Origin of the sequence: Roseateles sp. UC29_93, from assembly GCF_042695725.1 — a bacterium.
GTDB lineage: Bacteria > Pseudomonadota > Gammaproteobacteria > Burkholderiales > Burkholderiaceae_C > Roseateles > Roseateles noduli_A.
In genome coordinates, this window is record NZ_CP170545.1 from 4274622 (window position 1) to 4295069 (window position 20448).

General features: G+C 68.4%; 22 protein-coding genes. 3 read left to right on the top strand and 19 right to left on the bottom strand.

Annotated elements, in window-relative coordinates; translation table 11 throughout:
* Nucleotides 1-37: 37 nt before the first annotated feature.
* The 14 genes from ACFJIX_RS19970 to ACFJIX_RS20035 all read right to left on the bottom strand — a co-directional run bounded on the left by ACFJIX_RS19970 (nt 38) and on the right by ACFJIX_RS20035 (nt 13931).
* On the bottom strand, nt 38-1639 hold the full coding sequence (locus tag ACFJIX_RS19970; RefSeq protein WP_377154093.1) for a DUF4178 domain-containing protein: 1602 nt from the start codon (nt 1637-1639) through the stop codon (nt 38-40).
* Nucleotides 1640-1671: 32 nt separating this feature from the next.
* On the bottom strand, nt 1672-2727 hold the full coding sequence (locus tag ACFJIX_RS19975; protein ID WP_377154095.1) for an SPFH domain-containing protein: 1056 nt from the start codon (nt 2725-2727) through the stop codon (nt 1672-1674).
* A gap of 122 nt (nt 2728-2849) precedes the next feature.
* Nucleotides 2850-4364: a carbohydrate-binding protein gene (locus ACFJIX_RS19980; protein ID WP_377154097.1), complete on the bottom strand. Its 1515-nt coding sequence runs from the start codon at nt 4362-4364 to the stop codon at nt 2850-2852.
* A 189-nt stretch (nt 4365-4553) separates the two neighbouring features.
* A complete protein-coding gene (locus ACFJIX_RS19985; protein WP_377154099.1) occupies nt 4554-4763 on the bottom strand; it encodes a hypothetical protein in 210 nt (69 codons plus the stop codon).
* A 273-nt stretch (nt 4764-5036) separates the two neighbouring features.
* On the bottom strand, nt 5037-5381 hold the full coding sequence (locus tag ACFJIX_RS19990) for a hypothetical protein (protein WP_377154101.1): 345 nt from the start codon (nt 5379-5381) through the stop codon (nt 5037-5039).
* Nucleotides 5382-5545: 164 nt separating this feature from the next.
* Nucleotides 5546-5827: a hypothetical protein gene (locus ACFJIX_RS19995; RefSeq protein ID WP_377154103.1), complete on the bottom strand. Its 282-nt coding sequence runs from the start codon at nt 5825-5827 to the stop codon at nt 5546-5548.
* Between the two features lie 104 nt (nt 5828-5931).
* Nucleotides 5932-6264 (bottom strand): hypothetical protein, encoded by a 333-nt coding sequence (locus ACFJIX_RS20000; RefSeq protein ID WP_377154105.1) that lies wholly within the window; start codon nt 6262-6264, stop codon nt 5932-5934.
* A 189-nt stretch (nt 6265-6453) separates the two neighbouring features.
* Nucleotides 6454-7095 carry a hypothetical protein gene (locus tag ACFJIX_RS20005; RefSeq protein ID WP_377154107.1) on the bottom strand — a complete coding sequence of 214 codons (642 nt, stop codon included), beginning with the start codon at nt 7093-7095 and terminating at the stop codon, nt 6454-6456.
* On the bottom strand, nt 7092-8657 hold the full coding sequence (locus tag ACFJIX_RS20010; protein ID WP_377154109.1) for an aspartate aminotransferase family protein: 1566 nt from the start codon (nt 8655-8657) through the stop codon (nt 7092-7094). The genes ACFJIX_RS20005 and ACFJIX_RS20010 overlap by 4 nt, the downstream gene beginning before the upstream one ends.
* Nucleotides 8657-9391: a class II aldolase/adducin family protein gene (locus tag ACFJIX_RS20015; RefSeq protein ID WP_377154112.1), complete on the bottom strand. Its 735-nt coding sequence runs from the start codon at nt 9389-9391 to the stop codon at nt 8657-8659. Before ACFJIX_RS20015 ends, ACFJIX_RS20010 begins: the two co-directional genes overlap by 1 nt.
* Nucleotides 9388-11055, bottom strand: coding sequence for an FGGY-family carbohydrate kinase (locus tag ACFJIX_RS20020; RefSeq protein WP_377154114.1), 1668 nt, complete (start codon nt 11053-11055; stop codon nt 9388-9390). Before ACFJIX_RS20020 ends, ACFJIX_RS20015 begins: the two co-directional genes overlap by 4 nt.
* The gene (locus ACFJIX_RS20025; protein WP_377154117.1) at nt 11055-11939 is read right to left on the bottom strand and encodes a TorF family putative porin; all 885 of its coding nucleotides are present in this window, start codon (nt 11937-11939) and stop codon (nt 11055-11057) included. The genes ACFJIX_RS20020 and ACFJIX_RS20025 overlap by 1 nt, the downstream gene beginning before the upstream one ends.
* 23 nt (nt 11940-11962) lie before the next feature.
* Complete coding sequence (locus tag ACFJIX_RS20030) at nt 11963-12370, bottom strand: DUF2147 domain-containing protein (protein ID WP_377154119.1); 408 nt, start codon at nt 12368-12370, stop codon at nt 11963-11965.
* 376 nt (nt 12371-12746) lie between these two features.
* Entirely contained in the window at nt 12747-13931 is a 1185-nt protein-coding gene (locus tag ACFJIX_RS20035; RefSeq protein ID WP_377154121.1) for an MFS transporter, read from the bottom strand.
* Between the two features lie 114 nt (nt 13932-14045).
* On the opposite strand from ACFJIX_RS20035, the gene ACFJIX_RS20040 reads away from it, so the two are divergent.
* Complete coding sequence (locus tag ACFJIX_RS20040) at nt 14046-14789, top strand: TetR/AcrR family transcriptional regulator (protein ID WP_377154123.1); 744 nt, start codon at nt 14046-14048, stop codon at nt 14787-14789.
* Nucleotides 14790-14905: 116 nt separating this feature from the next.
* Here the strand turns inward: ACFJIX_RS20040 and ACFJIX_RS20045 are convergent, their stop codons facing one another.
* Complete coding sequence (locus tag ACFJIX_RS20045; protein ID WP_377154125.1) at nt 14906-15406, bottom strand: hypothetical protein; 501 nt, start codon at nt 15404-15406, stop codon at nt 14906-14908.
* Nucleotides 15407-15419: 13 nt separating this feature from the next.
* A complete protein-coding gene (locus ACFJIX_RS20050) occupies nt 15420-16145 on the bottom strand; it encodes a hypothetical protein (protein ID WP_377154127.1) in 726 nt (241 codons plus the stop codon).
* 238 nt (nt 16146-16383) lie between these two features.
* On the opposite strand from ACFJIX_RS20050, the gene ACFJIX_RS20055 reads away from it, so the two are divergent.
* Nucleotides 16384-17583, top strand: coding sequence for a DUF3667 domain-containing protein (locus ACFJIX_RS20055; protein ID WP_377154129.1), 1200 nt, complete (start codon nt 16384-16386; stop codon nt 17581-17583).
* 29 nt (nt 17584-17612) lie between these two features.
* Here ACFJIX_RS20055 and ACFJIX_RS20060 read toward each other — a convergent pair whose 3' ends face one another.
* Complete coding sequence (locus tag ACFJIX_RS20060; protein ID WP_377154131.1) at nt 17613-18209, bottom strand: hypothetical protein; 597 nt, start codon at nt 18207-18209, stop codon at nt 17613-17615.
* Between the two features lie 197 nt (nt 18210-18406).
* Complete coding sequence (locus ACFJIX_RS20065) at nt 18407-18871, bottom strand: hypothetical protein (protein ID WP_377154133.1); 465 nt, start codon at nt 18869-18871, stop codon at nt 18407-18409.
* 454 nt (nt 18872-19325) lie between these two features.
* On the opposite strand from ACFJIX_RS20065, the gene ACFJIX_RS20070 reads away from it, so the two are divergent.
* Nucleotides 19326-19709: a hypothetical protein gene (locus tag ACFJIX_RS20070; protein WP_377154135.1), complete on the top strand. Its 384-nt coding sequence runs from the start codon at nt 19326-19328 to the stop codon at nt 19707-19709.
* A 56-nt stretch (nt 19710-19765) separates the two neighbouring features.
* Here the strand turns inward: ACFJIX_RS20070 and ACFJIX_RS20075 are convergent, their stop codons facing one another.
* Nucleotides 19766-20380, bottom strand: coding sequence for a DUF2185 domain-containing protein (locus ACFJIX_RS20075; RefSeq protein ID WP_377154138.1), 615 nt, complete (start codon nt 20378-20380; stop codon nt 19766-19768).
* Nucleotides 20381-20448: the final 68 nt, after the last annotated feature.

Genomic DNA, 20448 nt, shown 5'->3' on the forward strand with positions numbered 1-20448 from the left:
CCGTCGTCGTCGTGGTGACTCTGGGTGAGACTGGTGACTACTTGTGGCCGCCGCCGCCGCTGCTGTAACCGCCGTACGAGCCGCCGCTGGAGCCCACGTAGCCCACGCCGGAGCCGCGGCTGCTGCGCTTGCACTGCTGGTACTCGGCGCTGGTCTCGCCGTAGGTGTCCTTGTAGCGGTCGCAATCATCCTTGCTGCAGGCGCGCAGCATCGCGAACAGCACCGCGATGATGAAGATCCCGATGATGATGTTGCGCAGCAGCTTGCCCTGGTCCATGCCCGACGTCACGTCGCGGCGCAGCGCCGGCATCTTGTCCTCGGGCAGCGCGGAGAAGCGGCGCACCTCGGCGGCGTCCACGGCGCGGCCGTGGCTCCAGGTGACCTCGTTGCCGGCCTGCTCGCTGCTGAGCAGCTCCAGCCGGGTGCCGTTGCGCCATTCGTAGTCGCGGACGAGGGCGCGTTCCTCGCGCTTGACGCGCCAGTAGAACTCGCCGAGCACATAGGTGACCTTCGCGGTGTAGGTCCACTTGTGCTTGAAGTCCTTGTCCTTGTAGCGGACGGATTTCGCTCCCGCGTTCGACGGCGCGCCGGTGATCGGGCGCACGACGCTCCAGCCGTCCTCGGTGTCGACGAGGAAGGCGAAGCCCTCCATGCGGCTGAACAGCAGGTACTCGCGCCAGAAGGTCTGTTCGTCCTCGCTGGACTCGGGGAGGTCGCAGCGCTCCAGGTAACCGACGACCTGCCAGGGCTTGGGCGTGCCGCCCTCGATGGCGAGCATGCCGGTCGTGCCGAGCGGGATCTGCGGCTCGCCGCCGGTGTTCTGGCGATAGGCGGCCAGGTCGGCGCCGGCGCCTGTCGAAACATCGACGACGGACTTGCACTGGCCGCAGACGATGGACTGCGTCGTGCCGAGTTTCGGTTCGAGCGCCGCGCCGCAGTTGGGGCAGGGCAGCGCCTTGGATTGCAGCGTGGCACCGCTTTCCTGGCGCAGACCGGTCAGCGCGAGATCGGCGAGCTGGACCGCGCGTCCGATCGACCAGGTGGGCTGGGCCGGATCGCCGTACTCGAGTGTCGCGACCTCATCGGCGGTGTTGCGCAGGTCGACGACGGGGTAGCTCTTCGCGAGCTGCGGCGGGTGCGGCAGTTCGCCTTCGGCGGCGGCCAGCGTCGCATCGACGATGGACGCGACCTGCCACGCCGTGCCGGCCAGCATCTGCAGCCCGCCGGGCCGCAGCGTGGCGGGATCGGGCGCGCGCTCCTGCAGCGGCGCCTCGAAGCTGATGACGAAGCTGCCGTTGTCCTCGGCCAGCCAGCCGCTGCGGGGCGGCTGGTCGGCGCTGGCGTCGAAGAGGATGTGCCACTCGTTCCAGCTGCCGTCGGCATAGGCCATCTGCAGCCGGCCGGCCACGACGAAGCCCGCGCCCGCGTAGCGCCCGGCGGCGCCGAGCTGCAGCGGCGAGTAGTCCTCGAACAGTTCCGAACTGGTGCCGATCTTGCGCAGCGCGTCGCCCTCACGCAGCAGCGTGGAGCGGCAATAGCTGCAGACCGCGCTGGCGGACGCGGCCGAGGCGAACTCGACCGGCGCCCCGCAGTTCGGGCAGTGCGCCTGCCAGCGGCGCTGGGGGGAAGCGGTAGCCAATCAGGACCCGGAACGAGACGCGCCGGGTGGCGTCAGCTGAGCTTCTTGAGCAGCTCGGCCTTCTTGGTCGCGAACTCCTCGTCGGTGAGGATGCCCTTGGCCTTGAGGTCGCCGAGTTTTTCCAGCAGCAGGAGCACCTCGTCGGCGCTGGCGCTGACGGGTTGCGGCTGCACGGGAGCGGCGGCTTGAGCGGCCGCCTGGTTGGCGCCGGTCAGGCCCTGCTGCAGCTGTTGCGCCATGGTCTGGCCGAGCGCCAGCCCGGCGCCCAGGCCCATCGCATCGCCCGCGATGCCGCCGCCGCCCGAGCCCACGCCTTCGGCGAGCTTGGGGATGGCCTGCGCGGTCTGGTACTGCATGAACTGGCCCATGTTCTGGCCGATCATGCCCATGCCGATCTTCTGGTCGAGGATCTTCTGCAGCTCCTCGGGCAGGGAGACGTTCTGCAGGGTGACCATCTCGAGCTTGAGGCCGAGCGCGTCGAAGGACGGCGCGGTGGCTTCCATCAGCGCCTTCGCGAACTCGACCTGGTTCGCGGCGAGGTCCAGGAAGGGGATGCCGGACTGGGCGACCGCGTCGGAGATGTGCTGCAGCATCAGGCCGCGGAGCTGGCCGTCGAGCTCGGTGACGGTGTAGCGCTCGCGGGTGCCGGAGATCTCGGTGTGGAACTTCTTCGGATCGACGATGCGATACGAGTAGTTGCCGAACGCGCGCAGGCGCACGGCACCGAAGTCCTTGTCGCGGATGGTGACGGGCTGGGTGGTGCCCCAGCGCTGGTCCACCTGCTGGCGGGTGGAGAAGAAGTAGACGTCGCTCTTGAAGGGGGACTCGAAGAGCTTGTCCCAGTTCTTGAGGTAGGTGAGGACCGGCAGCGTCTGCGTGGTCAGCTTGTACATGCCGGGGCCGAACACGTCGGCGACCTTGCCTTCGTTGACGAAGACGGCCATCTGCGACTCGCGGACGGTGAGGGAGGCGCCGTACTGGATCTCGAAGTCCTGCATCGGGTAGCGGACCGCGAGGACGCCGTTGTCGTCCTCCGTCCACTGGATGATGTCAATGAACTGTTTCTTGATGAAGTCCATCAGGCCCATGGCGCTGCTCCACGAAAGGCACGGTCCAAGTCGACCGTCGCGAGGGAGTATCCCTCAGCGGCGGGGCGACCTTGGTCACCCTGAGGGGGGAGGTTTGTGCGGATGGAGCGACGCCGTCCGACCTACCTCGAGGTTCCGCAACCGGCCGCCGTCGGCGTCCATAGGGTCGGCGTCGAGGCCGGGTTCCAGCCGGCGCCGGCCCACGCGGTGTGCGTGACCAGGGCCTTGTAGGTCTTGCCCTGGTAGCTGACGACGGTGCCGACGTTGAAGGTCTTGCCTTCGCTCCATGCGGGGCAACTCGGCGCGGGCGCGGGCGAAGGGGCCGGTGCGGGCGACGGTGCCGGGGCCGGTGAGGGCGCTGGAGAGGGAGCCGGAGCAGGAGACGGCGCTGGGGACGGCGCAGGAGAAGGGGCGGGCGCAGGCGGCGGCGGTGGCGGCGTGGCCCCGCTGGTGTCGGTGCCGTGGGTGGCGGTGGTCCAGCCGAGGAACTCGAACCCGCCCTGGTCGGGGCCGTGCGAGCGCACGTACGACTGGAAGTTGGGGATGGCGACGCCGCGGCTGACGTAGCCGTTGAGCGCCAGTTCGGTGTAGCCCGATTCGGTGTGATAGCTGCGGCAGTCGCGCACGCCCGATCCGTTGTTCAGCGACCTGGCCATGTACTCCAGGCCCATGGCCAGGCGCGGGAGCGCGTCCTTGGCATTGGGCTTGTGCATCCAGACCGAGTTGTCGCCCTGGTTCGCGGCCATCTCGGCGGCTTGCGCGATGCCGATCAGGTTGTACTGCGGGTGCCAGCAGTCGCGGGCCTTCAGCTCGTTGATCTCGCCGTTGCCGTAGATCGACACCGGGATCATCTCGATCAGCCGCGTCAGCCCCGCGGCATAGCGTGTCGGGTTGTCCTGGAAGACGCCGGTGGCCATCATGCCGAGCGCGGCCGAGACGGCCCAGTTGTTGACGCGCGATTGCGCCTTGGCGGTCTCGGTGTAGAGGCGGTCAACGAAGCCGTTGAAGCGCGTGACTTCGGCGGCCGGCCAGTTGCCCAGGCCGCCGCCGTGATGCCGCAGGATCTCGGCCGCGCTGATCCATACCGGCAGCATCCACGCCGCTTCCAGCTGGACCTGCGCGGCGTTGGTGCCGGAGGCGACGGTGAAGCCGCGGAAGGTCGTGGCCCAGTCGTTGAGGATGGCGACGGCCTTGTCGCGATGGCGCACGTCGTTGGTCTTCACCCATCGCAGGGTGTTGAGGTAGGCGGCCATCGCATCGTTCTTGAAGCGCGATTCCTGCGGACCGCGGGCGCTGCCGACGACCTCCACGGTGGTCAGGGCCTGATGCGCATACGTGTAGTTGCTGCGCGAGTCGGCGAGGACCACGGCATAACCCGTCTTGATGCCGCTTCCGGACGGGGAGTTGGCCGAGGCCTTGAACGTGTCCAACCGCGCCTGGCTCATGAAGATGCCCGGGTGCCGGAACTTCGCGGGGGCCTTGGCCTGGATCGTGGCGCGATCGCCGTCGTCCTGCGCGTCGGGCGCGGGCGCCGCGTCCTGTGCGGCGACGCGCGGGTCGAGTCCCTCGCCACCGCCACAGGCCGTCAACGCGGCCAGCAGGATGGGCGTGAGCGTCCATCGGAAACGTCGGGCCAAGGTCGCTTGTGGCGAGTGTGCGTGGCGCTTGGAAGTGTCCAGTCCGATCATGTTCGTGAAGCTCCGCTGATGAGGGCGAGGCGACTTTACGAACCTGAAATCCTGAGGGATGTGACGGTGGGTAATGAGATGCGAAGGGTGAAACGACTGCGCGGCGGAGCTACCCAGAAAGGGGTAAGCGGGCGGTGTTCACTCGCCCAGATAGCGGTATTGCTTCGTGAACGGAACGCCGTTGAACGTGTGCGTGCAGCAGCGGCAGGTCGGCGCCAGCGTGGACGGACCGAACTCGGGATTCACGATGCGCAGGACACCGTCGTCATCGACGTAGAGGCCGCTGAAGTAGGTCGATTCGCCGGTGCAGACATAGTCCTCCCGATCTTCCTCGCGCAACGCGACCATCCAGAAGATCGGATCGGCGCGATCGAGTCTTTCCGATGGCCTCCGAATGGACGGCCGACCAGGGTTGGCCCACCTTGGACAGCAGGAACCGATAGAGCGGCGTGTAGTCGCGGCCACGCTGCTTCTTGCCATGCATGGGGCGGCGATTGGCTTCGGATGTCTGCTCCGCCTTGGTGTTCCGCGCATCACCGAAATCGCGAGCCCGATGCCGGCTGCGCATCGTGTGCGCGGTCGTGTTCTCCTTGCGATAGAGCGGCGGCTTGGACTTGTTCATCAGGGACTCTGGCTTGGATCACTGCCGTGGGCCGGCGCGTCGCGATAGAGCCGCAGGAAGCGGAACATCTTCGGCCACTCTTCGCGCGGCTTGAAGGCGATCGCGACTTCTTGATGACCGAGCGCTGATTCGGTGAGGACGACATGGTCCTCGACCTGCTTGGCCTGTTCAAACTCCTTGGCGCTCACCTTGCAGACCGCCTTGAAGAACGGGCCTGGATCCAGCCAGCGGGCCACCTCGGGGGTGTCACGGAACTTGAGGTATCCCGCCAGGGAGGCATGCGCGGCCGCGACCATCGCGAATCCGAGGGGAATGTCGTCTCGTATGAGGATGTACATCTTCATGGGGCGCCTTGATCCGATGCTCTGCGGGTTTGGATGCTCGTTGCCCGTGAGGGAAGAGCGCTTGCAGCGTTGTAATCGAATCGTCCGTTGAATCGGCAAGGCGTGTCACGGCCTGCGGATGGCGCCGGTGAACCGACGCGTAAGGCGGCTGGATGGGGCTCGTCCTAGTCGCTTCGAGCTCGACCCCATCGTTTCAATCCTCGGGCGCAGATGCGCCAAGCTGCGACCACGGCAAGGATCACCGCCACCAGGATCAGCGGGATGACGAACAGCAACTCGCGCCCGAAGAACTGGACGAAACCGAAGAGGTCGGGCCGCTTGCCGCTGGGAAGCGGATAGTTCCACCACCAGAACATGATGAGCACCATGAGGACCAGAGCCAGTGCAGCCTTGACCAAGTTGCCGAGCTGCCGATCCTCTTCTGACGGTGGTATCTGTTCCTTCATGTCCGGGTCCGCTGAAGTCGAAGGAATCTACCTCACGCCATGCGATCTGATGGGCATCAGGGTGCCAGTGATGGCCGTGGACGCAAGGCCGAAGAATGGCCCTGTCAGGCCAATCGCCCTTGCGCCGCTTCCACCCGCGCGAGCACAGCGGCCACCTCGAAGAAGACGAGCCGGCGCCGCGTCTCGATGCGGGTGAACTCTTCCGCCGACGGCACGAGCTCCAGATCGCCGAAATGGGCGTGGCGCAGCCAGCCGCTGAGGCAGGCCTGCGCGATGAGCAGGGCGCGGTCCGTCGACACGCCGTCGGCGGCTTCCCCCGCGATGCCGAAGATCGCGCGCAGCGGGATACCGGCCGCGTCGGCGGCGAAGAACTCCTGGGGGACAAGCGCCGGCGCTCGTCGTGACGAGTCGCCGGGGAGGCGGTCGTTGGCAGTCACTGGCGGCGCCCGTTGGGAAGGGATCGCCAGTCTGTCGGGCCGCCGCCCGCCTCGCGTCCGTGGAAACCCGCCGCAAGCGTTTGGCTTTGAGCGTTGCCCGCACGGAGCGGCGCGACGGAGCGACCGGCGCGCAGAGCGCGCCTCGACATCGTCATCCGGAGGGCGCAGCCGTGACGATCCTGGGGAAGGTCAGTAGCCACTAGTCTCCGCCGGCGGATTCCCCAGCCGCACCTGCTCGCGGGCGCGCGCCTCTTCCTTCATCAGGCGGCCGTTCGCGACGTGTCGCACCAGCCACGGCAGCGTGCGCAGCTTGGCGCCGCTGGCCGTCGCCGGGATCCAGGCCTTCGCGCATTTCTCGAAGAGCTCCGCGTTGAGCGCGAGCCGCGACGGCGTCATCCCCAGCAGCAAGACCTGACCCGCATGCAGCGCCACGTTGCCGCCATCGGCCAGCGCGGCCGGCAGTTGCGACAGGTCGTCGGTGGGCCGCGCCATGTGGCCGAGTTGTCGGATCTGTTCGTCGAAGACCGGCGGCATCGATCCGCCGAAGGCCGCCATCTGCCGGCAGAACGGGCCTCCGCCGACGAGCACCGCGCAGACGTCGGGCCGAGCGGCGTAGACCGTTCGATGAAGCGCCAGCGCGCCCGTGCCGCGGCCCTCGGCCGGCGCGAGCGGCATCGTCCGCATCGAGGCGTCCGTGGCCGTTCCCCATCCCAACTGGCCGTTCGCGGGATCGCGCAGCGAGAGACTGTCCGCGGCGTCCGGCATGAGTCCGCGCGCCAGCAGCCGCTGCCGGAGGCTGAGCCACGCATCGCGGAGCGCGTCGTCGCTCATACCAGCGCCATCACGTCGTCGAAGCGGTTCAGCGCGTCGTCGATGACCTCGTCGGTGTCGGCCAGGCTCGTGTAGAGACGGCTGCCCGCGACCGAGATCAAGCCGTGCGCGGTGAACGCCGCACCCATCTCCTCCATCATGTGCTTGCGACGCTTGGCCTCGTCCTTGACCTTGATGAGCTTCCACAGGCTGCTCGTGTCGAGCAGCAGCACGCCCGAGGTCTGCAGATGCACGATGGAGCCGAGGTTGTAGGCCACATATGGCAGACCGCGCCGCTGGATGATCTCCTCCAGTCCCCTGCGCAGGCGCTCGCCGGCCCGACCGGCCACGGCCGGCGCGTTGGTGCGCTCCACCTCCAGGAGCGAGTGATAGCCCGCCACGCAGCTGAGCGGATTCGCCGACAAGGTCCCGCCGACGAAGGCGCGCCGCGAGGTCGTCCCGATCCCGCCGACGAGCGACATCATGATCTCCCGCTTCCCTCCGATCGCGCCCGCCATCGGGTAGCCGCCGGTCAGGCACTTGCCCAGCACCGTCAGGTCGGGCGTCACGCCGAAGTAGGCCTGCGCGCCGCCCATGCCGGCGCGGAAGCCGGTCACCACCTCGTCGAAGATCAGCAGCGCCCCGAACTCGTCGCAGAGCGCGCGGACCTGCGCATTGAACTCGCGGTGCACGGGCCGCGTGCCGCTCTCCGGCCCGAACGGCTCCAGCAGCACCGCCGCCGTGCCGCCGCGCAGGCGGTTCCAGCGCAGCAGCCGGCGCAGCGCCTCGGGATCGTTGGGCAGGCACTCCTGCGTGTGCGCCGTGGCGCCGCGCGGGATGCCGATCGCTTCCATGCGGCCTGTCTTCGGCAGCCGCATGCCGTAGACGAGCTGGTCGCTCCAGCCGTGATACGCGCCGCCGATCTTGATGACGCGCTGACGCCGGGTGAAGGTGCGGGCCAGCCGCACCGCGCCCATCACCGCCTCGGTGCCGGAGCCCAGCATGCGCAGCATCTCCACGCCGGGCATGTGGCGGCAGACGAGCTCGGCCAGCTTGACCTCGTACTCGTGCAGCAGGCCGGTGACCGGGCCGCAGTCGTCGAGCAGCGCGTGCACCGCCGCGCGCACCGCCGGCGGATTGCTGCCGAGCAGCGTCGGGCCGCCGGCCTGCAGGAAGTCGATGTAGCGATTGCCGTCGATGTCGGTGAGGTGCGCGCCCTCGGCGCGCGTGATCGCCAGCGGGAACGGGTGGTTGAAGGCGAGGTTGTGCTGCACGCCGCCCGGGATCACGGCGGCGGCCTGCTCCGCCAGGCGCTTCGACCCGGCGCAGTGATCGTCGAACCAGCGCAGGACCTTGGGCATCGCGTCCGGCCGGATCGGCCGCATCGGCTGGTTCACGAGCGCCGCAAAGCGCTCGTAGAGCGCGTGCGTGTCCGGCCAGGTGGGCACGGCGGGCGCGTCCGGCGGCAGGGCGCCGGATGGCGAAGCGGCATGTCCCCCGCCTTGCGCGGGCGCGGCGATGCCGGCGGCGGTGGGCGAGGTGGGGTCTGCGGGCGAGGTGGGGGCGGAGGCAAGCGTAGACATCACGGTCCCTTGAGATGAAGCAGCAGATCGCGCACCGGGGCGAGCCTGCCTCGGAGGGCGGGCTCGCGGTGGGCGCGTTCGTCGATGCGCGCCGCCAGCAGGTCGCGGGCGAGCGTCTCGAGGCGCTCGACGGCTTCGAGCGCGGTGGGGCTGTCCGCGGCGCAGCACAGGATGCCATGGTTGCGCAGCAGGTAGACCTGTCGATCCGGGCTGACGGCCTTGGCGAGCTTGCCCGCCAGCCAGGCGGTGCCGGACGGCGCATAACCGACGACCGGCACCTCCTCGCCGAGCCAGCGCCGCAACGCTTCCGGCACGACCAGCGGCTGGCCGATCAGCGCGCAGGCGCTCGCCAGCGGCTGGTGCGTGTGGATGCTGCAGCCGACGTCCGGTCTGGCGCGCAGCACGCGGGCATGGAGGGCGGTCTCGACGGAGGGCTTGCGGGCGCTGCTCCTCGCATCGATGCTCGCGTCAGTGCTCGCGTCAGTGCTCGCGTCAGTGCTCGCGTCAATGCGCGCGGTCGTGCGCGCGTCGTCGACCACGGCCAGGTCCGACAGCCGCAGCACGCAGACGTCCTCGGGCCGCATGACGAGGTAGTCCGTGGCCGACGGCGTGACGGCGACGAGCTCGTCATCGATGCGCAGCATCAGGTTGCCGCCCGTGCCGGCGAAGTAGCCGCGCTCGGACAGGCGCAGGCAGAGGTCCACCACGTGCCGGCGCTCGACCTCGTGTTTCATGTCGCGGCTCCTGTCGCCGGGGCGGTCCTGACGCCTGCCGCCGCGTCCGTCTCGGGGACCCGGTTGATCCGGTGGTACAGCGGCGCCAGGCGCATGCGGACTTCCTTGAAGGCTTCGAACTTGTCGCCGTAAAGCCGGCTCAGCGCGGTGGCCGGCTCATAGAGGCGGCGCGTGCGGCGCAGCGTCGCCAGATCGCCGAAGCGCAGCGCGCCGGTGCCGATGCCGGCGAGGAAGGTCGCGCCGATCGCGTTGGCCTGGATCGGATGCTCGAGCTGCCGGATCGGCTGGCCGGTGACGTCCGCGAAGATCTGGCACCAGACGTCGCTCTGCGCGCCGCCGCCCACCGCCGCGATCGTGCCGGGCGAGCGCCCCAGCAGCCGCGCGAAGGGCTCCATCATCCAGCGCGTGTTCAGCGCGACGCCCTCCAGGAAGGCGCGGAAGATGTCCTCCCGCGAATGTTCCAGAGAGAGGTTGATCAGACCCGCCCGCAGCAGCGGATCGTCGACCGGCGTGCGCTCGCCGAAGAGCCACGGCGTGTAGATCAGCCCGCGCGACCCCGGCGGCACGCGCGCCGCGATCTTGTCCAGCAGCTCGTAGACGGCGGGGTGTTCCTCGTCGGAGGCCAGCTCGTCGGGGTGGTACAGGATGCGGTCGCGCAGGAAGGACAGGTTGGCGCCGGCCGTCGACTGCAGCGCGAGCGCGAGATAGCGATCGTCGACCGCGCAGGGCACCGCGGCGATCTTGTGGCGGACGTCGGTCCGCATCTCCGGCACGTGCGCGCCCAGCCACGACGAGGTGCCCAGGTACAGGTGGGTCTCGAAGTCCGACACCGCGGCGCCGACCGCGACGGCGGAGGTGTCGACGGCGCCGGCCACGACCGGCGTGGACGCGGAGAGTCCCAGCGCCGCGGCGACGTCGGGGAGCAGCGGGCCCAGCACGTCGGTGGACCGCACGATCGGCGGCAGCTTGCCGGCGTCGAGTCCCAGGCCGCGGATCAGCCGGTCGTCGTAGCGGACGCGTGAGGGATCGCGGTTGTCCGTGACCCAGCTGGTGAGGATGGAATCCTGCGTCGCGCAGAGCCGTCCGCAGAGACGGTAGTTCAGGTAGTCGAGCGCATTGAGGAAGCAGCGCGTGGCGTCGTGAACGGCGGGCATCTCATCGCGGATGAAGGCCATGTGGCCGGCGGCATCGCGCCCGCTGAGCGACGGCGCGCCGCCGGTGAGCCGCAGCCAGCGCCAGAGCTTGTGCGGCGCGTAGCCCTCGATGTTGAGCCAGCGCCCGCGCAGGCGACGCTTGATCGCGGCGGCGCCGCGCGCGTCCAGCCAGCTGAAGGCCGGACCGATCGCGCGGCCGTCGTGGCCCAGGCAGACGGTGACCTCGGTCTGCGTGGAGCAGCACACCGCCGTCACGCGCCGCCGCCGCGCCGCGTCGGGCGCAAGCACCTCACCGGCGGCCTCGAGCAAGGCCCGCCACCAGGCTTCCGGATCCTGTTCGGCCCGCGCGCCGTCGACCACCAGCGCAACGGGACGGAAGGCCCAGGCCAGCACCTCGCCGTCCAGGCTCACCAGTGCGCATTTGCAGCCGCTGGTGCCGAGGTCCACCGCCAGCACGAGCGGCGAGTTCGGCGAGGTGAACGAGGGGAACGAAGGGACCGACGATGTCATCAGAACTTGCGCGACACGGAGACGACCAGCGTGTTGTTGTCCTGGCGCTTCCAACCGTCGCCGTCGGGGATCATGAAGAGTTCGGGCCGATGCGTGCTGGTGGCAACCCATTCGGCGGTGAAGTTGAGGCCCCAGCGCTGATGGGTGATGCCGATCGAGTAGTCGCTGAAGTCCGCCTCCTTGAAGTGGCGGATCTTCTGCGTGCCCGCGTGCAGGTTCAGCGTGGTGGTGGGTGTGAGCGGATGGCGGTAGGTGAGGTCGTAGAGCAGGCTGCCGCGCGAGTTGTGGTCCCCGCGCGCATAGCACTCGAGCGCCGGCGTGGGATCGACGGCGGCGACGAGGATCTGGCCGCAGACGCCGCCGGTGTCCGCGCCGCGGTAGGTGCGCGAGAGCACGTTGAGGACGCGCCCTTCGAGCCTGCCCCAGCCGATCTCCAGCACGGCGTAGGCGGTGTCGTAGCGCGTGCGGCGGAAGTCCACCGGCACGCCGGCTTCCATGTCGATGCCGTGCGGCGCGTCGAACTTCGCGCCGGGGAAGAACTCCTTGGCCAGGCCCACGCCGAAGTGCCAGCCGTCCGGATCGCCGAAGCGGTAGCCGGTGCCGAGCAGCAGGTTGACGCCGTCGCCGTCGGTGAAGGCCTTCTTGCTGACCGTGGAGAGTTGCGCGAGGCCGATGATCCCGGACTCGTGCGCGAGCTGCACGCCCAGCTGCAGCGACGGCTTGCGGCCGGAATCCGACACGCCGCGGTTGCGCAGGTCGGAGAGCAGCTTCACTTCGGTCTCGACGCCCATCGTGGCGGTGCCGGTCTCGTCGGCGCGGGCGGTCAAGGGGCAGAGCGCGCCGAAAGCGGCGGCGAGCAGGAAGGCGGAGGTCGTGCGGGTCATCTCGGGTCTCCTCGTTCTGGTGTTCAAGATTTGCAGACGGGCGAGCCGGGCAGCTCCGCCACGCGCTTCATCTGCTCGGTCTGGCCGAGGATCTCGGTCCCGATGTAGGCGCGGATGTAGAGGTCGCCGCTCTTCACGCGCAGCGCGCCCTTGTATTTCTTCTTGTCGCGCGGGTCGTAGACCCAGCCGTCGCGCCAGGCCTCGTTTTCGTAGCGGTCCAGCTGCGCGATCTGGATGCCGCAGGTGTCGTTGGCCTTGCCCGCGTCCTTGTCCCAGACGATGCGGCCGCACAGCGCGGCCGGCTTGTCGTCGCAGGGCTTGAACTCGATGACCGCGCCTCCATCGGCGCTCAGCCATCGGCCCTTGGCGTCGTCCGGGCCGGCGGCCATCGACAGGCCGGGGATCAGCGCGGCGCACAGCGTCGCGATCACGATTCCCGTGGCGGGCCAGGGCCGGATCCCAGGGAAGCTTCGTCGAGAAAGGGCTGGTCGAGCTGCCATCGCGTCCTCTCCGGAGGGGTTCGCCCTCTCGTCATTTGGATAGTGATGGCTATGGTATAGCGATGACTATCGAATTTGATTTGCGGAGAAACCCTGGCGGACTGCGGTCGTCGGTCGCTGTGGCAGAGCTGAAGCCTTCTTGCTGACTGCGCAGGCTGCTGGCCCTCACCCCCACCCTCTCCCGCAAGCGGGAGAGGGGGCAAGAGGAGCCAGCGCCGCGGGTCGAGCCGGTCGGACTCCCTCTCCCGCTTGCGGGAGAGGGCGGGGGTGAGGGCCAGCGGCGGTGGCAGTGCTGAAGCCTTTTCGATCAATCCGCCAAAGGCCGGGCGGGCGCGCGCGTCAGCGGCAGCGCCAGGATCGCCAGCGCCGCGAAGCCCGCCGCCACGAAGGGCACGGGGGCGACCTCGTCGCCGGTGACGACCAGCGAGGCCATGAGCGGCCCGAATGCGCTGCCGAAGAGCTGGGCGGCGGGCACCAGGGACGCGACGCGTCCGCTGCCGTCGACGCGGAAGGCGAGCGCCATCTGGAAGGGCAGCATGAACAGCCAGGTGAAGGTGAACAGGCCGCACAGCGCGGCGAAGACGGCAGTGCCGCCCGGCCCGGTTCGCGCGATGCCGAGGGCGCAGAGCCCGAGCACGACGGCGCATCCCAGCAGCACGGGACGCACCGGCAGACGCCGCACGAGCCAGGTGCCGGCGCTGCCGCCGACCACCTGCATGCCGAGCCCTGCGGCGATGAGCGTCTGGACGGCCAGCGCGGAGAAGCCGGCGCGGGTGCCGAGCGGCTCGGCATAGGCCCACAGCGCGCCGAGCGTGGCGAGCTGCAGGAAGACGACCAGCAGCGTGCCGATGCGCGGCCGGGTCCAGGTCATGCCGATGCCGACCTGGCTCACCGTGGGCGTGAGCGGGCCGAGCGGCCGCGCGAACAGCAGGGCGAGCAGGGCGGCGAGACCGCAGAGCCCGCCGAGCACCGCGAAGCCGCCCGGCCATCCGTGCGAGGGAATCACGAGATGCGCCAACGCGAGGCCGAGCAGGGATTGCGCCAGCGTCTGCACGACGAAGAAGAGCCCGGCCAGCCGCTCGGGCACGGCGGCCCTCACGATGACGGCGGTCGTGCTCCAGACCATGAGGCCTTCGGTGAGACCGGCGCCGGCGCGGACCAGTCCCACCGCCAGATCGCCCGCGACCCGCATGGTCATGAGGTCCAGCGCCGCGGCGGACAACGCGGCGATGACGGTGATGACGCGCAGCGACCGCACCGGCAGCGCCAGATCGCCGATCAGGACGCCGAGGCCCAGGGCCACGATCTCTCCCATGGCCACGAGGCCGACGCCCTCCAGGGTGACATGGCCGGCTTCCAGCAGCGCGCCCAGCAGCAGCGGCTGCAGGCCGAGCATCAGCAGCGCCACCGAGCCGACGACGATCGCCAGCGTCTGCGCGCCACGGGTGCTGGTCGAAGCCGCGGCCGGAGTCGTGAAGGGGAGTGTGCTCATCTCGGCGCAAACCATACGTTGGAAGATGGCTGGAGATCTTATAGTCATGGCTATCGTTCCGGGGTGCTCGCCAACCCTGGAACAATCCCGCAGAGCCCACACCCGCCCATGCCCATGCCTGCTTCGCGCCGCAAGACCTCCGAACCTGCTCCGGCTTCAGCCCTCCCGGTGGGGTCGGCGATCGCGCTCGGGCCCGACACCGAGACGGACACCGAGTCCACGCCGGATGCCGTGACGGCGCCGACGCTCGCCGCCAAGAAGCTGCCCGCGCAGCAGCGCGCCACGGAGACCTATGAGCGCATCCTGGAGGCGGCGGCGCAGACCTTGATCGAGGTGGGGGTGGAGCGGCTCTCCACCAACCTGGTCTGCATGCGGGCGGGGCTGTCGCCGCCGGCGCTGTACCGCTACTTCCCGAACAAGTACGCGCTGCTGTTCGAGCTTGGGCAGCGCCTGATGCAGCGCCAGAACGAATGCGTGGCGAAGTGGATGTCGGTGGAGGTGGTCCAGCGCGGCGTGCCGGCGCTGGAAGAGGCGCTGGCGGGGCTGCTGCTGGACACCTACGCGGCGACGCGCGACACCCCGGCGGGCGTGTGGATCATGCGGGCGATGCGGGCCGTGCCCGCACTGCAGGAGGTGCGGCTGACCTCGCACGCGGCGGTGACCGAGGCGCAGACGCGGTTGCTGGTGAAGGCCTTGCCGGGGGCGAAGCGCGCGGAACTCAAGCTCGCGAGCCGCATCGTCGTGGAGCTGATCTACGCGACGGTGGAGATGCTCTTCGACGAGAGCCTGAAGCCCAAGGAGGTCGCGCGCATCGCGGCGGGGATGATGGCGAGTCACCTGGCGAAGGTGATGCGCTGAGAACTCATGCTGCGCCTCTTGCTCCCTCTCCCGCTTGCGGGAGAGGGTCGGGGGTGAGGGGCGCGCCAAGCGCGCGGGCTCTCGGCAGTCATGCAGCAAAGCTGCTCTCCGAAGCCTCAGCGGCAAACCTCGTCGATCCACTCGCGGGAGCCGGGTTTCAGCGGGACCAGCCGCTGGCCTTGCGCGCCGTCGGCGGCGAGGCAGAACTTGGTGCCGTAGCCATGCGTCGGATCGGACGGATCCGACGGGCGGCCGTTCAGATAGACCAGATAGACGCGGTCGGGCTGCAAGGGGGCCGGCGGCGTGTTGGTCTCCGCGCCGGGCGGCACCTGGCCATAGGCGATGCAACTGGCGTTCGACATCGGTGCGCCCTGCGCTGGATCCACGCTCAACGACCACACCTTGGCCACCGGCTTGGAAGAGGCATCGGAGACGACCACCGTCTGCAGTCTCACGCCGGGATCGCGCTTCGCTTCCTTGGCTGTGAGCGTGAAGCAGGGCTTTCCGCCTTCCATCCGGACCTCGGCCTCACCGCGGCGGGACGTGGCGCAGGCCGAGCAGATCCAGGCGGACAGCGCGAGCAGCAGAAGCGGCTTCAGCGGTTTCATCGACTTCATGGACGTCATGGGCTCAGGGCAGGTTGGCCTTGTCGGCAGGATTGGCGATGAAGGTCTGGAGCACCTCTTCGAAAAGGGGCAGGCTCTTGGCGTATTGCTTCTGGCTCATGGCATCTGACGAACCCAGGTGCTTGAGCGCGAAGTAGTCGGCGAGCAGGTCCCCCTGGGCTTCCATGTTGTAGTCGCCCAGGCTCTGCCCGGACTTCAACTCGTACTGGTAGGACAGGCCGATCCGGATCGCGCCGCGCAGGCGCACCCAATAGCCGAGCTGGTGTTGCCACACATGGACCATCTCGTGCATGAACCAGTGCTTGTCGCCGTCTTCGCCTTGGGAGAAGTCTTCCTTGAAGTAGCTCTTGTTGAAGTACATCTCGCCATTGGGCGTCATGGCGGTGTCGTCGGGCTGCAGGCCGAAGGGCAGGTACTCGTCCTTGTGGACCTTGATGGCGGTGTAGTCGAGCGCGTCCTTGAAGAGCAGGCGCGCCATCGCGATCTCGCCGGTGGTGAGCCCGCGGGCGGCGCCATCGGGCGTGGCGAGGGGCTTCTGCGGCGCGGGCACGTACGGGGCGTTGGCCGGTGGCGTGAAGTCCGCAGCCACGAGCAGCCAGTTGTCGCCCGCGGACGCGTCCAGGCCGATCGGCCCGGGGCGGGGCGAGTCGCCAATCCACTTCGTGCCCGGATCGGACATCAGTCGAGCGACGTCCAACCCGATCGGACCAGGAACGACGGCACGTGCCATGTGAAGCTCCCTGCAGGGCGCCGCGGAGAAGTCCGGCGGCGAGCGGCCCATGTTGCCCGCTCGGCGGGGTGGGCGCAAATGACTCTTGGCTAGTCGCGACGCGGGCCGCCGGGCAGCGAGGGCGGCCAGGGCTCTGGGGGCCGTCGACGGCGGGTTTTGCCGACCCTTCGGGACGGGGAGCGGAGGAGATACTCCGCGCCGTAGCCGCGCGTCGCGGCGCTCGTCGGGGTAGGGAGTCATGAGTATCCAAGTCGAGGCGGCCGGCGAGATGCTGGTGGGAGCCGCCGTTGCTCAGGAGATCGCTGGCGGCAGCGGCGCCGGAGCCGAGGCCGATGCCTCCAGGCATGCGCACGGGGCCTGCGCCAACTGCACCGCGCCGCTGCAAGGCGCGTTCTGCCACCGCTGCGGCCAGGCGGCTCATGTCCACCGCTCGCTGGCGCATCTGGCGGAGGAGTTCCTGCACGGCATTCTTCATTTCGAGACCAAGGCCTGGCGGACCGTGCCGATGCTGCTGCTGAGGCCGGGCAAGCTGACCCGGGAGTACATCGACGGCCGACGCGTCCGTTACGTCTCGCCGCTGGCGCTGCTGCTGTTCCTGCTCTTCCTGATGTTCCTCGTGTTCTCACTGACCAGCCCGACCGTGACGTTGGGGGGCAACCTGAACCCGGAACAGATGGCCAAGCTGAACCAGACACTGGAGGCCAGCCGCGCGAAGCTGGGCGAGCTGGAAGCGCAACTCGCCGCACTGCCGGCAGGGGACACGTCGCGCCGCCGCGTCGAGTCGGCCATTGCCGAGCAACGGGAGGAGGTCGCCGGGATCGAGCAGGCGCAGCTGTTCCTGGACCCTCAGCAGGCCGCGAAGGATCCCGAGGCCGCGCGTGCCGCCGCGCAGCAGGTCCGAGCCTCGCTCGCGCGTTATCTGCCGTGGCTGTCCGCGCCCGGCATCGAAGGCCGGATCGACCGCGCGCTGAGCCAGGCGCAAGGGCCGATGCTGCAGATCGAAGGCACGTCAGGGATGCCGGTCTTCGAGCGCAAGCTCAAGCATGCGCTGGAGAACAAGGAACTCGCGCTCTACAAGATCAAGGGCGCGGCGGCCAAGTTCGCATTCCTGCTGATGCCGATCTCGCTGCCGTTCCTGTGGCTGCTGCTGGTGACTCGACGCCGCTTCGGCATGTTCGACCATGCCGTGTTCTCGCTCTATTCGTTGTCGGCGATGGCGTTGCTGATGAGCGCGGTGGCGATCTGCGGGTACTTCGGGTTCGCGGGCGTGGCGGTCCTGCTCGCGACGGTGGTGCCGCCGCTGCACATGTTCGCGCAGTTGCGCGGCACCTACGCGCTCGGCATAGGCGCCGCGGCGTGGCGCACGGTGGCGCTGCTCTTCATCGCCGGAGGATCGATCCTGATCTACAGCCTGATGATCGTGCTGGCGAGCATGTGAGGGGCGTCCTGAGACGTGGTCCCAAGCGCTTACCACTTGCTCCAGCACACCACGGTGGCGATACCCAGCACCAACGCGAAACAGGCGGCGATCTTGATCCAGCGACGCCAGAAGTCTTTTGGATCGTCGGATCGCCGCACGATGCGTTCCGATTCGGTGCGGATCTGACCGGTCATCAGCGCCCAGAGAGGCCCCAGCGTACAAGTCCCCAACCAGAGCAGCCAGATGACCAGGAGGGCGGGGCGACGCATCGCGCCCGTTGGCAGGCCAAGCTTCGCGACGACGCAGGTCGCGATGAGCGTGAACGCCATGAAGGACAGTGCTGCCCACTGGCGCCCTGTCATCGCGTGGGACGGTCGTCGCCTGCGTGCATGGACGTCCGGCTGTGTCCGCCAGATTATTCTCGCCAACAGGAACAGGACGCTCAGGAGGGTGGCGTGCGCCAGCGTGTTGACGATCAGCATCCCTGGCGAGTCGGCCCAGGTATATGAGCGTCCTGTGGACAGCTTGCTGAACTCGACCATGCGCCCGTCCACAAGCAGAAGCAGCAGGGCGACGCCATAGACCACGCCAGTGCCGGCAAACACGGCAGTGCATATCCAGGTGAAGAAACGATCGAGGCGCATGGATCGGGGGAATCGAGGAGGCGAATGATAGTGGTGAGCGCTCAGCAGGCCGGGGGCGGACCTCGCGGTCGAAGGTCACACGAGTCGCACCGCTTTGGATGAGCAACTGTTTGCTTCTGCCTACCTCGGTCAAGCACCTGTTCTCCGATGAACAGGACCATCGCTCCCGCGGATCGGGCCTGCACACGCTCGTGGCCTCACTCGGGCGATACCCCGCGAACACGCATCACGTCCAAGGCGTGGGTCGCCGCGGCTTCGAGGTGTTGCCACTCCCGCAAGCCGAAGGCTGCCTCTGAATCCTGGATCGTTTGAGGCGTAGCGGCGCAGAACCGCTCGACCGCTTCTCGGACCTCACCTGCAGCCAGCGCTTCCTTGGCCGTGTAAGCCGGCTCGCCATAGAGTTGGACGTCGGACAACTCCTCGACGTTCCAGTCGTACCACTGGTTGATCACCTCGTTGAGGTCGACAGGCGTTGGGTCGCGCCTGATATCGACGATCCTCTGGAGCCAGAACATCACTTGGTTCCGCACCCTTCGGTGCACGATGTCGCTGTCATCGGACATGAAAACCCCAGGCGGCGAGATGGCCGCGGCGGCCGGTTGAACGTCGCGTTTCGCCTGCCACCCGGGGCAGGCGCTCGCAAGCCGAAGTTTAGTGACCATGGACGTATCAGCTCATGCGGCGATGAATGTGGATGACGAGATTCTCAGAGTGCGCACCGGCGAGACCGCGGGGACGTCAACCTGAGACGAGTTGCGTGGGCCTCCAGACCTCACTGACAAGTCCTGACCCTCAAAGGTAGGAGCCCGTCCCCCCAATTCCCTCTATGGAACGAACCGCCAGAAGTCTTTGACATAGATCAGAGATCGAAGTCCCGATCGGACGCAGCATGGACTCCGGTGTTTCAAAAGCGCCGTGCAATTCCGGCACCGATCCTGCGATCGGTGTCCGCGTCCCTGATCTCTCGATCATGGGCGAGATGGGCCACTCCGCGAGGACGGCCATCACGTCATTGCCGTGCTTTTGACATCTCGCCCACCTCTCCGGTCGATCCGAAGGCATGTCGCCTTCAACGTCGGAGCCGGTGGTGTCCAACATTGACCGGGGTACGACGACATGGGAAGTTTCCAACAAGCACGCATCGACGAGTCCGACAAGCCGATGCGCCAGCGCCTTCCGCTCGCGGGCTGCGATCAGCAGACGCTGATTCACCTGCAACACGACTGGGGCATGACCGAGCCGCAGATTTTCGGCCCGCGACTCGGCTCCGATGCGATCTGCCTGCGCGCGGATCTGACGATGGGCTCGGCGCTGGCCAACCTGCGCGCACTGCTGGTGAGCGGCGCGTCGATGCTGTCCATGCTCTCCGACAACTGCGCGGAGGGCGATCCGGCCAAGCACGTGGCCAACGCAGTGAAGGAGTCGCTGCGCGAGGGCCTGGGAATGCTCGGCGTGGTGGAGCGCGCGGTGGATGAGGATCGGAGGAAGGTCGCGTCTTGAGAGCGAGTTCCGGAGGCCGCGAGGTGAGGGGAGTTCACCTCGCGTGGGTCAAAGGCTCAGCCTCGCGAATCCGGAACGAAAAGCCCCGATGCTTCATCACGCTTGAACGCCGAGCCCGCCGGCTCGTCCAGAAGGTGAAGGACCGAATCGTCCCTCGACAGCACGGCGCCCAGGGACACGTAGCCGATGTTGCCGGTGTCCTCCATGTACTCGTCCGTCTCGTCGCCGGCCGTGAACCGCCAGCCGCTGTCCTGGTCTTCGTCCGGTGACTCTCGATAGAGGAAGCAGATCGCCTGGCCGTCATGAAGAATCCGGTTCGTCACGAAGGCGCGCTTGATGAACCTGGCGGTGAAGTCGTGGGGATCGCGGTGCTCGGTATTGATGATGTGCCGCGCCTCGAAGCTCACCGGATCGCCAGCCTGGAGACCCCTGATGTGGCGGGGCTCGTTGTCCAAGCGGCCATCGAAGCGTGCGCCAGGGTGGACAGCGTCGACCAGGACCCACATGCGCTCGACGTGGACGTCGTCAGCGTCGTCGCCACGACCTCGGAAGATCAGCTTCACGACCTCGCCGACCGCGACCTTGGCGAGGACTTCCGGCGACGGCTTGTAGAAGGTGTACCTGTTCGCCGCCGCGGTCTCGGTGGGATCGTCGAGCTGCCAGTTGAGCATGGGAAAGGAACGGTAGAGCGGACAACGCAGCCATTGTGATCGCGCTGCGGCGCAGAGGATCAGCGGTG

What these genes read in the sequence shown, in the direction of transcription:
- ACFJIX_RS19975 (WP_377154095.1), bottom strand. Translation starts at nt 2,727, where the DNA reads ATGGGCCTGATGGACTTCATCAAGAAACAGTTCATTGACATCATCCAG.
- ACFJIX_RS19985 (WP_377154099.1), bottom strand. Translation starts at nt 4,763, where the DNA reads ATGGTCGCGTTGCGCGAGGAAGATCGGGAGGACTATGTCTGCACCGGC.
- ACFJIX_RS19990 (WP_377154101.1), bottom strand. Translation starts at nt 5,381, where the DNA reads ATGAAGATGTACATCCTCATACGAGACGACATTCCCCTCGGATTCGCG.
- ACFJIX_RS19995 (WP_377154103.1), bottom strand. Translation starts at nt 5,827, where the DNA reads ATGAAGGAACAGATACCACCGTCAGAAGAGGATCGGCAGCTCGGCAAC.
- ACFJIX_RS20005 (WP_377154107.1), bottom strand. Translation starts at nt 7,095, where the DNA reads ATGAGCGACGACGCGCTCCGCGATGCGTGGCTCAGCCTCCGGCAGCGG.
- ACFJIX_RS20010 (WP_377154109.1), bottom strand. Translation starts at nt 8,657, where the DNA reads ATGTCTACGCTTGCCTCCGCCCCCACCTCGCCCGCAGACCCCACCTCG.
- ACFJIX_RS20015 (WP_377154112.1), bottom strand. Translation starts at nt 9,391, where the DNA reads ATGAAACACGAGGTCGAGCGCCGGCACGTGGTGGACCTCTGCCTGCGC.
- ACFJIX_RS20020 (WP_377154114.1), bottom strand. Translation starts at nt 11,055, where the DNA reads ATGACATCGTCGGTCCCTTCGTTCCCCTCGTTCACCTCGCCGAACTCG.
- ACFJIX_RS20025 (WP_377154117.1), bottom strand. Translation starts at nt 11,939, where the DNA reads ATGACCCGCACGACCTCCGCCTTCCTGCTCGCCGCCGCTTTCGGCGCG.
- ACFJIX_RS20035 (WP_377154121.1), bottom strand. Translation starts at nt 13,931, where the DNA reads ATGAGCACACTCCCCTTCACGACTCCGGCCGCGGCTTCGACCAGCACC.
- ACFJIX_RS20040 (WP_377154123.1), top strand. Translation starts at nt 14,046, where the DNA reads ATGCCTGCTTCGCGCCGCAAGACCTCCGAACCTGCTCCGGCTTCAGCC.
- ACFJIX_RS20045 (WP_377154125.1), bottom strand. Translation starts at nt 15,406, where the DNA reads ATGAAGTCGATGAAACCGCTGAAGCCGCTTCTGCTGCTCGCGCTGTCC.
- ACFJIX_RS20050 (WP_377154127.1), bottom strand. Translation starts at nt 16,145, where the DNA reads ATGGCACGTGCCGTCGTTCCTGGTCCGATCGGGTTGGACGTCGCTCGA.
- ACFJIX_RS20055 (WP_377154129.1), top strand. Translation starts at nt 16,384, where the DNA reads ATGAGTATCCAAGTCGAGGCGGCCGGCGAGATGCTGGTGGGAGCCGCC.
- ACFJIX_RS20060 (WP_377154131.1), bottom strand. Translation starts at nt 18,209, where the DNA reads ATGCGCCTCGATCGTTTCTTCACCTGGATATGCACTGCCGTGTTTGCC.
- ACFJIX_RS20065 (WP_377154133.1), bottom strand. Translation starts at nt 18,871, where the DNA reads ATGGTCACTAAACTTCGGCTTGCGAGCGCCTGCCCCGGGTGGCAGGCG.
- ACFJIX_RS20070 (WP_377154135.1), top strand. Translation starts at nt 19,326, where the DNA reads ATGGGAAGTTTCCAACAAGCACGCATCGACGAGTCCGACAAGCCGATG.
- ACFJIX_RS20075 (WP_377154138.1), bottom strand. Translation starts at nt 20,380, where the DNA reads ATGCTCAACTGGCAGCTCGACGATCCCACCGAGACCGCGGCGGCGAAC.